This is a genomic window from Kangiella shandongensis (assembly GCF_020005365.1).
In the GTDB taxonomy this organism is placed as follows: domain Bacteria; phylum Pseudomonadota; class Gammaproteobacteria; order Enterobacterales; family Kangiellaceae; genus Kangiella; species Kangiella shandongensis.
Genome location: NZ_JACNML010000004.1, coordinates 121,045 through 136,997, shown reverse-complemented (window position 1 = coordinate 136,997; position 15,953 = coordinate 121,045). Strand labels below are relative to the sequence as shown.

The window sequence follows — 15,953 nt, the reverse complement described above, 5'->3', positions numbered from 1 at the left end:
TAAAAAGATATTTCAAAAAGGTTTTTTGCGTTTCATTTATGCTAATGTTTTGCTAAGCAAATAATAAAAGGAACTACAGTGAATAAAATAACCCTTGTCAGTCTCAGTATTGCGCTGGCTCTTGCAGGATGTGCAGACGATCAAACAGAGACTCAAACCCCACAACCGGTGCAAAAAGCAGAGTCAGTGGTCAAACAAGAACAGACCATGACCGCAGAGGAAGCCTCGAAAAAATTAAACCAGCTGTTTGCACAGAACTTCCAGGAAAATTTAAAGCTTAACCCCATTCAGGCGACAGCTATCGGCGATAACCGTTATAACGATCAGCTGCCTAACTTTTTATCTCCTGAATATCGCCAAACAATGCATGACTTCACGGTCAGATGGCTGGATAAAATTAAACAGATCGATCGTGAACTCTTAACAGGCCAGGATCGGGTCAGCTATGACGTCTTTATTTATCAATCTAAACTGACACTCGAAGGAGAGCAGTTTCCTCAGCACCTTATTCCGTTAAACCAGTCGAATAACTTAACCAGCTTTTTTGCTCAGCTAGGCTCAGGCCAGAGTTTACAGCCTTTCAACACGGTGGAAGATTATGACAATTGGCTCAAACGGGTCGATGATGGTGTTGTTCTTATGGATCAAATCATTGCCAATATGAATCAGGGCATTGAGCAAAATGTCGTTCAACCCAGAGCGCTAATGGAAAAAGTGATACCACAGATCAAAGCCCATGTGGTTGAAGAGCCAACTCAAAGTATATTCTACAAACCCATCGAGAACCTGCCTGAAGACTTTTCCGAAGAAGATAAGAAGCGTTTAACCGCAGCTTATAAAAAAACCATTACTGAAAAGTTGGTACCAGTTTATAAACGCCTGCATGACTTTGTCCAAAATGACTATCTGGAGCATGCACGTGACAGCTTCGGCTTGAGTGAGCAGCCCAACGGTAAAGCCTGGTATAATTATCAGCTAAAGACCTTTACCACGACCGACTTAACCGCCGATGAAATTCACCAGTTTGGCTTAGCCGAAGTCGCACGCATTCGCAGTGAAATGAAAAAAGTCATGGCACAGGAAGGCTTCAAGGGCACCCTTGATGAGTGGTTTACCTACGTGCAGACAAATCCTGAGTTCTACTATGACAACGAAGAGGACTTATTGCAGGGATATCGCGACCTACAGATAAAAGTAAACAAGCTTCTTCCCAAAATGTTTGATGTCCAACCGAAAAGTGACTATGAAGTTAGAGCGGTTGAAGCATTCCGTGCAGAGTCAGCCTCAGGTGCTTCTTATATGCCAGGTAGTCCCGATGGTTCTCGCCCGGGTGTTTTCTACGTCAACACCTTTAACCTCAAAGGCCAGCCTAAATTTGGCATGGAAACCTTATCCATTCACGAAGCGGCTCCAGGCCATCACTTCCAACTTTCACTACAGCAGGAAGTCGAAGGCCTGCCAATGTTCAGACGTTTTGGCGGTTTAAGCGTATTCACCGAAGGCTGGGCACTGTATGCGGAATCCATCGGTAAAGAAATGGGGATGTTCACCGACCCAATGCAATATTACGGCCGCCTCAGTGATGAAATGCTGCGAGCCATGCGTCTGGTAGTCGATACTGGACTACACGCTAAAGGCTGGTCTCGTCAAAAAGCTATTGATTACATGATGGAAAACTCCTCGATGGCAGATACCGATGTCATCTCTGAAGTAGAACGTTATATCGCCTGGCCAGGTCAGGCGGTTTCATACAAAGTGGGGCAGCGTGAAATCAGCCGCTTGAGAGCAGAGGCTGAAGAAAAGCTCGGCGAGCAATTTGATATTCGTGAGTTCCACAGTGAAATATTGCTCGACGGAGCCATGCCTATGCCAGTACTTAAAACTAAGCTCCAGGAATGGATTGACTCAAAGCTAGGCGAAGCCTGATTATCGTCTAACAAAAAAGGAGCTTCGGCTCCTTTTTTGTTTCTTTTACCACCGCTATTAAGTCAATGAGAAAGCCCAATTGTCAGATTAACTGATATGACATCATCAGTTAATGTATAGTCACTTGATGTGACCTGCAACACTAAGGGGTAGTTTTCATCACCCGTGACTAGCTGACAACCGAGCTTTATTTTTGTTTCACACTCAATTCCTTTGAATGCCACTTGAATCATTTCGCGCTCACTCCAGAGGTTCTTATCCTTTTGTCGCATGACTGCTATAGACACATTTTCCATAGTGATTTTATTTGGCGACTTGAGCAATTTGGCCTGAGAACTATCAACAAACCAAGTCGCTCCTTGCCCATAAACCAAATATTGGTATTTACCATTACGCTTAGTGAGATGTAATGCGGTGTTTTCATCAATGCCAATACCCAAAGAACTCTGGGTATCCAATAGCAACCTCGACAATCTAACCAGGCGCTCACGCTCTGAAAAATGCGTATCAAAAACACCAAGGTTGACCAGGCCTAAGCCGCCCCTCGGATTGTAAGTTAAGCTATTGGCTTGCAAACCTTTGGGGCAAGAAGATTCTTCCGTGCAGCTAGCAGCTGGAGGAACGAGCACTGGCATAGCCCCCTCGTAGCCTCCTCGTAGTGACCCGCCATTAGAGATCATTGGCAGTTTATTACCGTCTTCATGATTTCCACTTTGTACTGCAGTACCGGCGCTGGTTCCCATAATCAGCAACTTTCCAGCTTCGAACTGCTTTTTGATCAGCCCATAATAAGGTGAGAACTCACGTAAGTTCGTTGCATCTTTAACAAACGACTGCAAGGTTAAGGTTTGATCCCCACCATTAATAAATAAAGCATCGGCTGAAAGGATAAGCTCATTGAGTAACTCCGGCTTATGACAAAAGACATGCTGGTATTGACTCAATAATGGATAGACTCTACTGCGAAAATATTGCTGCTGACTCTGCGCTCTTATCACCTCGATATCTTCACAACGCAAATTTTCCGAAAGGCTAACCTCAAGAAATGCAGGCTCTAATGGTAGCCAGGCCGTTTCAATCTGCTCATTGGCAAATAGATGAAGGTAGAAGCTCACTGCATCAAATAGATCAGAAGAGGATGAAGTTAAAATTAAAACTCTTGCCTTGTCCTTCCCCTTGGCTTCGGCAATAACTTGGCTCAAATGTTGAGCTTTTTGAATAATCCTAACAGTATCCTCATCGGAATAATTTAAATAAGCTTTTTCTGTTAATGCCTTTCCCTCCTTTGACTCCAATGGTGCCTGTAAACTTTGTTCTATAAATTGGCTTTGTCTTTGATTAAGCTCCGACAAAAACTTCTCGAAGCCTTTTTGACCACCCTCTTTCAATCGGTTCATTCTTGAATAAAAGGTATCAATATCAACTGGCTCATTGCCATATTTCTTTAGATACCTATCCAGATGACTGGACAGTTCATCAAGCATGCTTTTGTCTGGGAAAAGATGGTAACTATCCTTACCCACCTCTTTTATCGTGTCGCTTGTGACAACCAGTTCTTTAGTAGTTCTAAGCAAAGGCTTCATTAACTCAGATTTTCTCAATGGTTGTAAGCAATGAGTCTTTACATAACTACTACAAACCTTAAGGCCGCCTCCAATCAGTACCATCTGTGGGCTGAGTTGGGTAATACCGTTTTTATCGACACCTTGACTTTTATCCTTAGAAACTGCTTGCAAACTAAAGGACATCAGTATTAGCAGGAGTATACGGGTCATCGAGTAACTCCTTGTTCAAACTTACCCTGACACTTCACTTCGCCTGAAAGGATCATAGTTCTACCTCGGCTAAAAACACTTTCAATTACAAGCCGCTCTTTATCCAGCAAGACTATATCCGCATCATAGCCAACTTTAAGACGGCCTTTTCTTTTCATTTTCAAAATGTCAGCAGGATTACTCGTTATAACCGCTAATGCTTTTTCAAGTTCTATGTCTTCTATCAGAACGGCATCTCTAATCTCATCAAATAAAGAGGTTTCTTTGCCAATTTCTAGTTGAGCCAAGTTTCCGGATTCATCAAAACTTGGCAAGCTGGCGTGGCCATCTGAACTAAAAGTAATATGACTTAGATTAGCTTCCTTATCGATAACCTGTTTTAAAGCCCTGCTACACTTTAACTCGCCTTCTTTTAAAAACTCAGGTGTAGTGCTTGTGGTCAGGTCAATATACCCCCCCCGGGCAACATAGTTTATACCAGCATCAAACAGTGCTTGATTGCGGTTCATGTGAGTGGGTAAAAATTGTGTGATCGGAATGTCGGTATTGTCGACAACTTCATTAATCACTTTCAGGTTCTCGGGGCCATCCCCAACATGAATACTAACGATGCCACTTTTCCCTGACAACATACCACCGACACGACTGTCAGACGCTAACCTGGCTAATTCGTTATAGCTCAACTGTGAGCCTCTATGATCGGCAATCGCCACTTCACCGACACCGATACATTCCTCAATTAGCATGATATCCGACTGGACACTGGCAGTAAGAGTGGTCGCTGGTAAATGATACGACCCTGAATAAAAGTAACAACTCAAACCCAGTTCATTCAGCTCTTTTGTTTTCGCAATCAGATTGGTGAGTGTTCTTGAAACTGCGTCCGTCCCTAAAGCACCCACCAAAGTTGTAATTCCAGCTTTGGTTAAATCGGTTAGATTCACTTCAGGCGTCCTAGTAGTAAAGCCACCTTCACCCCCGCCTCCTGTTATGTGAACCAGACTATCAATAAAGCCCGGTACCGCTAATTGGCCTGTTGCATCAATCATTTCAACGAAAGAATGATCACATTCAATATTGTCTTCGATGGCAATAATCGACTGTGAATCTATCATAATATCTTTGACGCCAATATATTTCGGATCGTGAACAGTTGCGTTCTTAATGAGTTTCAGCATGTTAAAAACCTATCGCTACAGCCACAACAATAAATGTCATCGCTATCAGCATCATAATTAATAAAAATTTCCAGATGACTTTTACCCACTCTAGCCAGTCCACTTTTGCAACACCTAAAGTCCCCATTAAAGAAGCGGAAGTAGGTACTATAATATTGGTTAGACCGTCGCCTAATTGGAATACCAGCACTGCAGTTTGCCTTGAAATGCCAACTAAGTCAGAAATAGGAGCCATTAATGGCATCGTTAAGGCTGCTTGGCCAGAGCCAGAGGTAACGAAGACATTAAAAATAGACTGAAACCAATACATCAAGATTCCGGAACTATAACTGGAGAAGCCAGCCATGCTGTTGGCAGCACTATTGAGAATTGTATTCAAGGTTGAATCTTTTGCTGGATCGGCACCGCCAAGAATTAATAAGACACCTTGCGCAAAGCCAACGATAAGTGCAGCAGGCAAAAGCTCTTTTGCACCCTGAGTAAATTGAGTCGCAAGATCGTTTGCGTTCAGTCCATCCAACTTAAAGATAAGAGTAATAATGGCGGAGCTTAACCCTATGGCGAAAAATTGAGTCGCAATTTCAGCAATATAATAGCCGTGAACCGATACTCCCCAAATAACCCAAACCATTCCAAGCAATAGATTAATTAAAACCAGCCAATCGCCAAGTCCCAGTTTCTGTCCATCGACCTTGATTAAATCAATATCATCAACAAGTACGCGACTCGACTTGCTATAAACAGTGGCAAACACCATTAGCACCAGTGTAAAAATAGCCCACATGATAAATCGAAATCCGGCCCCACTGAGTAGCGGAACCTGTGCCAAGCCCTGAGCAATTCCTATATTAAAAGGGTTCATCCAAGAAGTTGCAAAACCAACTTGGGTCGCCACATAAGTACACAGCACCACAACCATACCGTTATAGCCTTTACTTTTCATAACCGGCATAAGAATCATTGCAAATGCGATGGCTTCTTCCCCCATTCCAAAAACAGCTCCACCCAACGAGAAAACGAAACACAGTAAAGGAATGATCAATAACTCTTTTTGGTTGTTACGAGATAATAACTTTAGTAATGCACGATTGATGGTGCTAGGCGCCATGATAATACCGAATGCCCCACCAATGATGAGCAAAAAAGCAATAATAGCCACCGCACCACTTGAGCGATCTCCGGTAGTGATTCCTTCATAAGCAATATTTAGGAAGCCAGGCCTATCACCTGATGAAAATAAAACCGCTCCTTGCGTCTGCGGCTCTCCTGATGGATCGCGGTTATATTCAAATGAGCCAGGTTTCAGTACCTGTTTTTCAACAATTGTGTCGCCTTGCTGGTAGGAAACAGTATTTAATTCGAAACTGCCCAAGGGAATAAAATAAGTTAACAACCAGGCAAAAGCTGCAACACCCAATACCAAAATCAAGGTATTCGGCACGCTTATAGTTTTTTGATTTGACATAGTGAATCACAGGCTCCGAAGAGCCTGTGCCTTAGCGCTAAAAGTTATAGGTATACTTCAGTTGATAGAAGCGTCCATAAGTATCATGATTAAAATGATCGACATTGGCGCTTGTGCCATAAGCAACAGGGGCTTCCTCATCCAACAAATTATCGATACCTAATCTTAGGTATGAATTTCCAGTAAGATCGTAGCCAACCGTAAAGTTCCACTTAACCCACGAAGGTACTTCCCTTTCTCTTGATATACCAAAATCAGTCAGTTGCTGCTCATCATAACCTTCGAGATCATCATCATAACTTGAAATATAGTTACCGGTTACTGAACCGAACCAATCATCACCTGACCAACGTAGTCTCGCTCGCAGAATTAGCTCAGGATAACGAAACGTTCCCTCAAGTGACTCAACTTCAGATTGCTTGGACAACTGTTTATTAAAATCAAGCAGGTAAGTCCCATCTAGCAATAAGCTCAACTCTCCTGAGTCAATATCGAAGTATTGTGTGTAGGCTAAATCGATCCCTTCAACTTCTTGCACCCCTAAGTTTTCAAGTTGTAAGTGAACTTCATCAATGGGGTCTCCGATATTGCCATTCCGAGTTTCAATACCAATTTGCTGATTAGCAGAATCTAGTCCATCGGTCGCCACCACTGGGATCTGTCCCTCTAAGGCAAGACGGAACAAGCGCTCAGAGTCAATACCCACAATGTTGTCATATTCAAATGACCAATAATCGATAGCTAATGTACTATCATTGGCAAAGCTAAAAACAAAACCCACGTCATAGGATGTTGACTCTTCCGCTTTAAGGTTTTCATTGCCATAAACTTCGGTTAAGAAACCATCTCGGCCACCAAAACCACCACAAAAGTTATTTAAAAACTCATCCGTACACTCCAATGAATCAGAGCCAAGGGTAGTGCCTGCTCCAACCTGTGCTAAAGAAGGAGCCCGGAAGGAAGTATTCCAAGAGCCTCTCATCAAGAAGCTATCAGATGGACGATAGGTAAAGCCAACTTTTGGATTAAAGTCCCCACCAAAATCTGAGTAGTGATCATATCGACCAGCCAATTGCAGATTAAATGTATCAGTCAGTGGAACACGATACTCGGCATAAGCGGCCCATATATCACGAGAAGCAGATGCTGCCGTAGAGCCAAATCCATAAACAGGAACTTCAAAGTTATTATTCGGATCAGCAGTTGCTAACGCAGCTGGCTTATCAGAAATTTCCTCACGGCGTACTTCTAAACCATATGCAGCTTTAACCCAATCACTACCCAACTCAAACCAGTCACCGGTAACATTAAAGTCCACTGCATACAGTTTCGACTCACCATTTCTTGGCACTCGTTCATTAATGATATCCAAAGCTTGCTGATTTCCTGACTGCCCACCAAACGGATTAAAGTACAATCCATTATTAGCTGGGGTACAACCAACAGTACCATCTGCACATAGCTCCCCGAACAAAGCAGCTTCAAACTTAGCAACATTGATAATACCCTTTTCTGCCAACTGTTCGGACTCACTGACAGAAATATTTGCAGCAAGGTCCCACTCCCAGCCTTTCTCAGTCACTCCTTCCAAGCCGGATACAAAACGGTAACTTGTAGATTCATTAGTGATCGTTCTTGGCTGGCGGAATCGCCCCCACATCAACAATTCACTTTCTGGCGGAACACCTAAATCATTCCATAAATCTTCATAGCGCTGGCGTAAATTTGACGGCATATTGGGATGATCAAAAGACACCGCCACACCACTGAAAGGTGCTCCAGTGGAATTAGCGCGTCCCTCCGTTCGAGAGACAAATACCTCATTAAACCAAGTCAAACCATCATCAAAGTAATGGTTAGAAGCAAAACCAATCGATTCAGATTCAAATTCAGGATAGGTTGGTAAGTACTGATTCTGATTGTATTCGCAATACTCCCCGAATGAAGAGTTAGGGAAACCTGGACGACCATCATATCGGATATCATCCGGGCAAGAGGATTCCACATAATCAATGTCATCAAAATACTGCGTATTAAAACTTGGCCAGATACCTTGCTGACTTCGATCAAAACTATATCGCGTCTGCTGTCGGTCTTTGTCGTATAGCGCATTCTTACGATAAATATCAAAAAATGCTGTGATATCAGAGCTATCAAAGTCTGCAGACCAAACACCATTTAAATTAGTTTTAGACTCATCGGAAGAAGTGTCCGAATCCCCATAACTGACAGAAATTTGCGAGCCGCCATCCCCTTTTTTCAAAATAAGGTTAACAACACCAGCAACAGCATCAGCACCATAAATAGCCGACGCCCCAGTTGGCAGTACTTCAACTCGCTTGATGGCAGCTAATGGAATAGAATTAATATCGACAAAATTTTGCGAATTATAAGCGAAGGAACTGGCTGCTACTCTACGACCATTAATCAACACCAAAGTGGATGCGGTTCCAAGCCCTCTCAATGAAACTGCCGAGCTACCGGCGGGAGAGTCAGCCTGTAAAGCTCCTGAATTGTGAGTACTAAATGAACCATCGCCGCCATGCGTTACTGCGAGTTCTTTTAGTAGTGAGTCCAAGTTGGTTGCCGTGGAAGATTCGATATCTTCCTCATCAATAACCTGTACGGGCGACTCGCCCTCAAGATCAATACTTTTAATTCGACTCCCCGTAACAACCACTGACTCGGCTTCATCCTGTTCTGCTGCTGCAGCTGTATCTGGATGTAGTAATAACGTGACAGATAAAGCCACTAGAGAATATTTGAATAAACGAATACTCATACATAACCCCTGCCCATAAGGACACTATTATTTGAAATAATTAGAAAAACGTTAGTTAGAACAACTAACGGAGGTTATTCGTCAAACCACTCGCTGAGGTAGTAATCAGAGAAGCTATAATCAGCTAAATTGTAGGCTTTTTTTAGCATGGCTCCTCCAAGAAAATTAACTAATGAGTTCGATTAAAATATTTTATATCATATGAAAAAGTTAGCTGTCAAATACGCATTATGTGCCGCCCAACTTTATACTTTTTACCAAACAACCATAAGCCACTTCGTCCTGCCAGCGACCGTCAAACTTAAAGTGCTCTTTGAAATAACCTTCACGCACCATGCCGAAATGTTCCATCAGTTTCCATGATGCTACATTCCTTGGTTCGCAGTAAGCAACTATTTTATGACACGGCCAATCCCGAACAATAAGCTCTAACATTGCTTTAATTGCTTCAGTTCCATACCCTTTGCCTTGATAGTTACGATTGAACTTATAACCGATTTCAATTTGCTCATGATATTTGCTGGTATAGCGAAATCCGATATCACCGATCAGTTTATCTTCAGATTTCAGCACCACCGCAGCGCCCATCCAGCGCCCTTCTTCACCGGTCCATTCTCCAAAATGTTTTAAGAAAATATCATGGGCTTCCTTCTTAGTTGAAACCGGCATGATATATTTCATGACCTCCGGATCCATCGCGTACTCACAGTAATCCTCAAAGTCAGACTTTTCCAATGGACGCAATAATAGTCGTCCAGTATCCACTGTTTCCTTCACTTTTCTCTCCACTAATTCAGTTGTTCAAAACGTTTCAGCATTGGGAAATACAATGCAGTTTTAATGGGCCTGTCATCGATCGTCTGCATTAACTCACGATAATTTTCCAGTTGGGGACGATAACGCTGAACTTCCGAGGCAATAAAATTATCCACGTCATCGCCTAAGTGCGCTCCTGACTTGTAATCAATGATCCAACGCACGCCCTGTTCATCAACAAAAGTTCTATCAATAATATAGGTTCTATACTCATCATCAACTCGGCCTGTTAACGCCATTTCACAGCGCGCCTCTTGATGAGCTTTTAGAATCCACTGCGCCGTCTCATCCTCCAACACATTCAGCAAACCTTGCTGCAATCGCTCTGTAGCATAATTGGCGCTTTCTTCATCATAGCTGCTGGCTAATAGTTGATGGTAAGTTTTACTGACAAACTGCTCAACACTCTGTTTAGATATCGACCATTGACCATTAGCCGCGAGCTCTAATTGTCGATGCATCAGAATGCCGATAGTCTTAGCCACATCGGTGGCCCAATCAAACTCCAGCTCCTGCAACTCAGTTTTGGCGGTATCAAAACTTAAACTCTGCAGTGGTTTATCATAGGGCTGGTACTGCCAACCGGCTTTCAGTCTGCTCCAGCCCTGCCTATACATTTCACTCTGTTGATGCGCTGGTTTTATACCCTGCTCCGCGAAACGCATAAAAGCAGATTGGATGTGATTATCGTACAAAGGTGCTATCAAACTCAGCAGACAGTCACTATCAAACTTTGATAGTTTCCACTCTTCCTGCCTGGTATCCCAACGGGTTTTGCCACTACCACTCAGATACAGACGTTTTTTAGCTCGAGTGGCCGCCACGTACAACAGGCGGGCACTTTCCAGACGGTCTTTTTCTTTGGCAAACCGACTGACCAGTTTATACAGCGACTCCAGCTCGCCAGCCTGATCGACAGGGGCCAACAAATACTGGCTCCGTTCATCGCCTGCCGGGAACTCTTCCCACACCATCAGGGATTTGTCATTCATCCCACTTTTCTTATCCAGCTTAGGCAAGAAAACGGTATCAAACTCCAAACCTTTCGACTTATGCATGGTCATGATGGAGACACGACAATTCTCTTCTCTCGTCGGTGGCGCAAATAATTTTGCCAGCGCGTCCTCTAACAGCTGATAGTCGGTAATCGCAGAATGTTGCTCAAAGTCTGAGATGAAATCCAGCGCAGTATACAGCTGCTCCAGTTCATCGTCGTTAAGTGCCAGCGGACCACCCAGCTGTAACCACAGAGCTTCGAGCTGCATGGCGAAAGGTTGCTGGTAAAGATATTCAAGATGCCGCAGCACAATCGGAGCCTGTCGCTGTAAGCACAGCTTTGCATCTGGGGAGAGGCCGTCAACTTGCGAAAAACCTTCTAGAGTTTGCGATAAATCATCGCCGAAATGATCTTCAAGCACAGTTATGTCGGCCAAACTCAATCCAAACCATGGCGTTTTAAATAGTGCGACCCAGGCCACTTTATCCAGTGGATGCAGCAAGACCCTGAGCAGAGTAAGCAAATCTAAAACTGGTTGCTTCTGCTCCAGCTGCTCAAACTCTTCTGCAACATAGGCAATGGAGCACTGTTTTAGTGCCTCGATAATCTGCTCACCATGATTACGAGCTCTCACCAGCACCGCGATATCCTGCTCCGGATAATCCGTTAAACACTGCTCGATCCTGCTGGCGATACCTTCGGCTTCGAACTCATCGGCCGGTCGTTCGCTGTCAAAAAAGAGATTAAAATCAACTTCATCACCATGGTTTTCGCTTTGAGTGGAGTCAGCTTTAGCCAGAGAAACCGCACCCAATACCGGATCGTCATAGTCGGGAAAGATAGTGGCAAAACTCTTATTGACCCAATCGACGATGGTTTCGCTGGAGCGAAAGTTACTGGTTAACTGCAAAAACTCCAGAGCAATATCGCCAATGCCTTTCTCCCGAGCCTGAATAAATAAGCCGACGTTAGCTTCGCGGAAGCGGTAAATGGACTGCATGGGATCACCGACCACAAACAGGGTGCGCCCATCATCCGGCTGCCAGCCTGCGGTCAACTGCTCAATCAGTTGAAACTGGCTGAAGGACGTATCCTGAAACTCGTCTACCAGAATGTGAGAAATAGCATAGTCCAATTTTAAGGCCAACTCACTCGGTTGATGAATTTGTCCCAGTGCACGACTGGCAGCCATGGCAATTTCGGTATAGTCGACCTCGCCACTGTTTTTAAATTCGACTTTCAAACTCGCTGATGCTACCTGCATCAAGGCGGTTAAGGATTCGATAACCTGCCACTGATCCTCTTGGAAATAAAGATCGGGAAAAGTTGCAACCGCTGACAGTTTTTCATCCAAAAAAACAGTGGCTTTCAATTCATTAAACAATTCTTTGGACTGTTCTTTACGCGTCTTAATCAGCTGTTTTTCATCTTTGGTTTCGGCAATTTTTTGCGCTGGCAATGGCGCATTGGCACGAAGCTTATTTTGTTTTGTTAAACAGAATGCCGTCAGAAGTTTCCACTCAGCCACTGCATCTACAGAAATCTCAGGCCACTCGGTTAATTGCTTTAGCCCAGCTAACTCGTGATTATCCTCAAAGTAATCCGCGGCAAAGATGATATCGCCTAACAGCTGTTGCTTTTGCTCTGCGGTAAAGGCCGAGTCGAGTTGCTTTAACTGCACCAACAGCAAATCGGTAAAACCCTGCTCTAACACGGCTCTTTCATTGGTGCCTTCCGCTTGCAGGCGTAACCACTGATCGCGCTTAGCTAATTGCTGAGCTAATAAATCCTGCAGGTACTGCATCTTATTATCGGTGTGCGCTAACACTCGGTGAACATGTTCCGCCCAGGGCTCATTGGTTCGCACACCGTCAATTACCGTTTTCGCGGCCTGCTGATACAACTGCATCGGATTATCAGTAGGACTTAGCTGGCCACCGAAATTAGCCAACACCGGCATCTGGTTCGCCAAAGAGGCACAGAGTGAATCAAACGTTTTAATCTGCAATCGCTGTGGACTACTTAATAAGCCCCAGTTCAAATGGCGATCACGCTCGAGAACCTCATTGGCTAATTGCCAGGTCAATATTTTATGCTCTTCTTCCGGTTTATCCTCCAACGCCGCCTGCAGCGACTCAATGATCCGGTTCTGCATTTCTCTGGCCGCTTTACGTGTAAAGGTAATCGCGACGATCTCTTCCGGATTTTCAACCACACTCAACAGCTTGAGTACCCGCTGAGTTAACAGCTCGGTTTTACCCGAGCCGGCCGGCGCCTGCACAATATAAGAGCCCTGATGATTGATCGCCTCACGGCGCGCCTGCTGATCACGAATCATGCCGCTCTCCCTGCTCATTTGTCTCTATGACTTCTTTGTGCCGTTGATTGATACGACAGGCGGCACTGAAATCACAATAGTCGCAACTGCGAGGATTCACGATCGCCTGCCCCTGTTTAATCTCCTGCCCGACCTGCTCTAACTGCACCCGCCAGCTATCGATAAGTTCCGACATCGGCGTTTTTATCGCGCTGCGTTTACTCAGTGCTAAATTTTCAATGGTATCGGCCAGTCCCTGATAACGAACGTCTTTGGCATTGATATTGAAAAAGCTGACGCCAGCGACCGGATTGTCATGCTGATTAATCGCATATAAAGCGAGCTGCGGCTCTTCTGGCGGCTCACTGAGTAAAGACTGCCGAGTTGGGTTACCGGTTTTGTAATCAATGATCAAAAAACCGTCTTCCACCTGATCAATGCGGTCAACCTGCAAATTAAATACCAGTTCGGCGACTTCGATAGTTTGACGCTGCTCATGATGCAAAGGAGTAAAAGGTAAACGTTTACTGTCGATCACCAACGCTTGTGTTAGTTGCGTTAATAAACGCTCTTTCTCGTTATTAAAAAATGATTCAATTTGTAGATAATAAAAATCGTCTTTAAACTCAACCAGCACCTGTTCCAGAATGGGTTGAATCATACTTTGCAGCTCATGCGCCTCACGCTTGTGTACGGCTTCGCTGGAACCTTGCTGCTTCCAGAAACGCTCCAACACTTTATGCACAATTTGTCCGCGCTCCATAGCGTTTAAGCCCTGCTCAGCTTCTTCAAACGCCTTCGTTTTTAGACGGTAGCCTAAATAGGCTTTGAACGGACAATTAATCTGATCTTTAAAAAAGCCGGTACCGCCTTTAATGGTACGATCCGTCAACGGCAGGCCGGCGTCATCTTGATACGACTCAACGGCTGGAAACTGAACCTGTTGTATAAAGGTCGGCGCCAGAGATGCATTGGATTCCACTTCCTGGTGCTGATAAGACATCAGTAACGGACTCGGCATCAGTTCGCTGTCTCCTTCAAACAAAGGGTAGGACAAAGTGACCTGAGGACTGGAACTCAGCAAACTATCCAGCAGCTGCTGCGCATAATCCAGTTCGCGCTGGCTGGAACTGCCAGGCATCTGGTGTTGTTTTAATAGTTGCTTATCGATAAACGGATTAGGGTTAGGCTTTGCCGGTAACACCTGGTACGTGGCTCCGGTTAGCCATGCCCGATCAAACTCCAGACCGAGAGTTTCCAGCATCCCCATGATTTGAATCGGTGCTTTTGGCTGCTCCTGATGGAACTGTTTATCGGCTACCACCAGCTGTAACAGCTCCAACAGTTGACTAAAATTAATCTCTGCTTTGTGGAACAGCTGATGGGAGCGCAAACCATTAAAGCAGTCGAGAAATGTCTGTTGAATTTGGTACTCGCGACTGCTCAGGGAGCGATAACCTGGCCACTGCAATGTCTGTAACAAGGTTGGCAGAAGCTGCATCCAGTCACCGATCATTTTCTGTGAACTGATGTGCTCACGCCCCGTGCGCAAAGACTCGACAAGCTCGCTTAACCTCCCATTATCATCACGCTGCGCAAAATCTTCGATAGAAAAGCGCTCTTTATGCTGTGCTCGGATATCTCGCTCCAGAGCGGCTCGAAGTCTTACCGTTTCACCCGACTTTCCCCAATAAGGGCTCATCAGCAACTGGCGAAATACTCCCTGTTCAACACTGCCATTAATAAAAGAAAGTAAGTTTAGTGCGGTTTGAACCAGTGGCTGTTTAGACAATGGTTCGCCTAATGAAAAATCGTAAATCCCCTGAGTTGGAATATCGTCTACCTGAAAGCACGGAGTTAATTCCTGCCATAACAGACGCTCCAATAATGGCTTATGTTTTTCCAGCTCGGGAACGACAATAGCGAACTTATAACCTGGATTGTCTGGGTAGTTAGCTTCGATGGACTGCTTCGCGCTCAATATGGCCTGGCGAAATTCTTCACGACGGCTGTTAAAACGCAGTACCTGCGGCTTGGTTCTATTCGTATTTCTCTGGAGCCACTGTAGCTCACAGTGTTCACTCATCCGTTCGAACAGCTGTTGCTGTTGCGGCGTTACCTGTTCAAAGCCAGCCAGATAAATATGTTGTGGCAACATACCTTGCAGCAAAGAAAAATGCTCAGCCAGCCAATTCATACTGGAGGCGCTATCCAGCCAATGATTTTCCTGTAAACGACTGGCAAAGGACTGGCTCCACTCGGAAAACGCCTGTTGGTCCTTATCCCAGACGGCAGCGGACGTTATATCAAGTTGCCACTGTTGATACTGCTGCCAGGCCTGCCATGCTTTTTTGGCCGTAGCAGGAATTTGTAGCAGGAAGTTATTCCAACTGGACTCTTCAACAATATCCTGCCATAGATAGGAACTTTGCTGCTCGCTCAAAATATAAGGCAGCGGCTCACTTTCAGCCGGCCACCGCTCCGCTAGCAAACTCCATAGCAAGGAATTCCAAGCGGTCCACGGCATAACGTTCAGACTCGACCAGACACGATTACCCTGTCTGGCCTGATGCTGGTTAAATTCTTCTCGAATATGGCGCGATAAACGCTGACTGCCCGTAATAACGACGCTGGTTTCCGGATCGATCGCTTCTAATTGGTAACTGGATTCCATGAATGATTATCTTGTTATTGTGC

8 protein-coding genes are annotated in these 15,953 nt (G+C 44.7%); 1 reads left to right on the top strand and 7 read right to left on the bottom strand.

Annotated features, from left to right (window positions below):
* Nucleotides 1-78 precede the first annotated feature (78 nt).
* Nucleotides 79-1,926, top strand: a complete 1,848-nt coding sequence (locus H7708_RS05680) for a DUF885 domain-containing protein (RefSeq protein ID WP_223669509.1) — start codon at nt 79-81, stop codon at nt 1,924-1,926.
* Between the two features lie 62 nt (nt 1,927-1,988).
* On the opposite strand, the gene H7708_RS05675 is transcribed toward H7708_RS05680, so the two are convergent.
* From H7708_RS05675 to H7708_RS05645, 7 genes are all read right to left on the bottom strand, one after another.
* Nucleotides 1,989-3,701: a type 1 glutamine amidotransferase family protein gene (locus H7708_RS05675; RefSeq protein ID WP_223669508.1), complete on the bottom strand. Its 1,713-nt coding sequence runs from the start codon at nt 3,699-3,701 to the stop codon at nt 1,989-1,991.
* Complete coding sequence (gene iadA, locus H7708_RS05670) at nt 3,698-4,879, bottom strand: beta-aspartyl-peptidase (RefSeq protein ID WP_223669507.1); 1,182 nt, start codon at nt 4,877-4,879, stop codon at nt 3,698-3,700. The genes H7708_RS05675 and iadA overlap by 4 nt, the downstream gene beginning before the upstream one ends.
* Nucleotide 4,880: 1 nt before the next feature.
* The gene (gene yfcC / locus H7708_RS05665) at nt 4,881-6,344 is read right to left on the bottom strand and encodes a putative basic amino acid antiporter YfcC (protein WP_223669506.1); all 1,464 of its coding nucleotides are present in this window, start codon (nt 6,342-6,344) and stop codon (nt 4,881-4,883) included.
* Between the two features lie 37 nt (nt 6,345-6,381).
* Nucleotides 6,382-9,126, bottom strand: a complete 2,745-nt coding sequence (locus H7708_RS05660) for a TonB-dependent receptor (RefSeq protein ID WP_223669505.1) — start codon at nt 9,124-9,126, stop codon at nt 6,382-6,384.
* A 228-nt stretch (nt 9,127-9,354) separates the two neighbouring features.
* Nucleotides 9,355-9,903 carry a GNAT family N-acetyltransferase gene (locus H7708_RS05655; RefSeq protein ID WP_223669504.1) on the bottom strand — a complete coding sequence of 183 codons (549 nt, stop codon included), beginning with the start codon at nt 9,901-9,903 and terminating at the stop codon, nt 9,355-9,357.
* A gap of 11 nt (nt 9,904-9,914) precedes the next feature.
* The gene (locus H7708_RS05650; RefSeq protein WP_223669503.1) at nt 9,915-13,277 is read right to left on the bottom strand and encodes a UvrD-helicase domain-containing protein; all 3,363 of its coding nucleotides are present in this window, start codon (nt 13,275-13,277) and stop codon (nt 9,915-9,917) included.
* Entirely contained in the window at nt 13,267-15,930 is a 2,664-nt protein-coding gene (locus tag H7708_RS05645) for a PD-(D/E)XK nuclease family protein (RefSeq protein WP_223669502.1), read from the bottom strand. Before H7708_RS05645 ends, H7708_RS05650 begins: the two co-directional genes overlap by 11 nt.
* Nucleotides 15,931-15,953 lie beyond the last annotated feature (23 nt).

Bases quoted from the DNA above. Each gene is read 5' to 3' on its own strand.
- H7708_RS05645 (WP_223669502.1), bottom strand. From the start codon at position 15,930: ATGGAATCCAGTTACCAATTAGAAGCGATCGATCCGGAAACCAGCGTC.
- yfcC (WP_223669506.1), bottom strand. From the start codon at position 6,344: ATGTCAAATCAAAAAACTATAAGCGTGCCGAATACCTTGATTTTGGTA.
- iadA (WP_223669507.1), bottom strand. From the start codon at position 4,879: ATGCTGAAACTCATTAAGAACGCAACTGTTCACGATCCGAAATATATT.
- H7708_RS05675 (WP_223669508.1), bottom strand. From the start codon at position 3,701: ATGACCCGTATACTCCTGCTAATACTGATGTCCTTTAGTTTGCAAGCA.
- H7708_RS05650 (WP_223669503.1), bottom strand. From the start codon at position 13,277: ATGATTCGTGATCAGCAGGCGCGCCGTGAGGCGATCAATCATCAGGGC.
- H7708_RS05660 (WP_223669505.1), bottom strand. From the start codon at position 9,126: ATGAGTATTCGTTTATTCAAATATTCTCTAGTGGCTTTATCTGTCACG.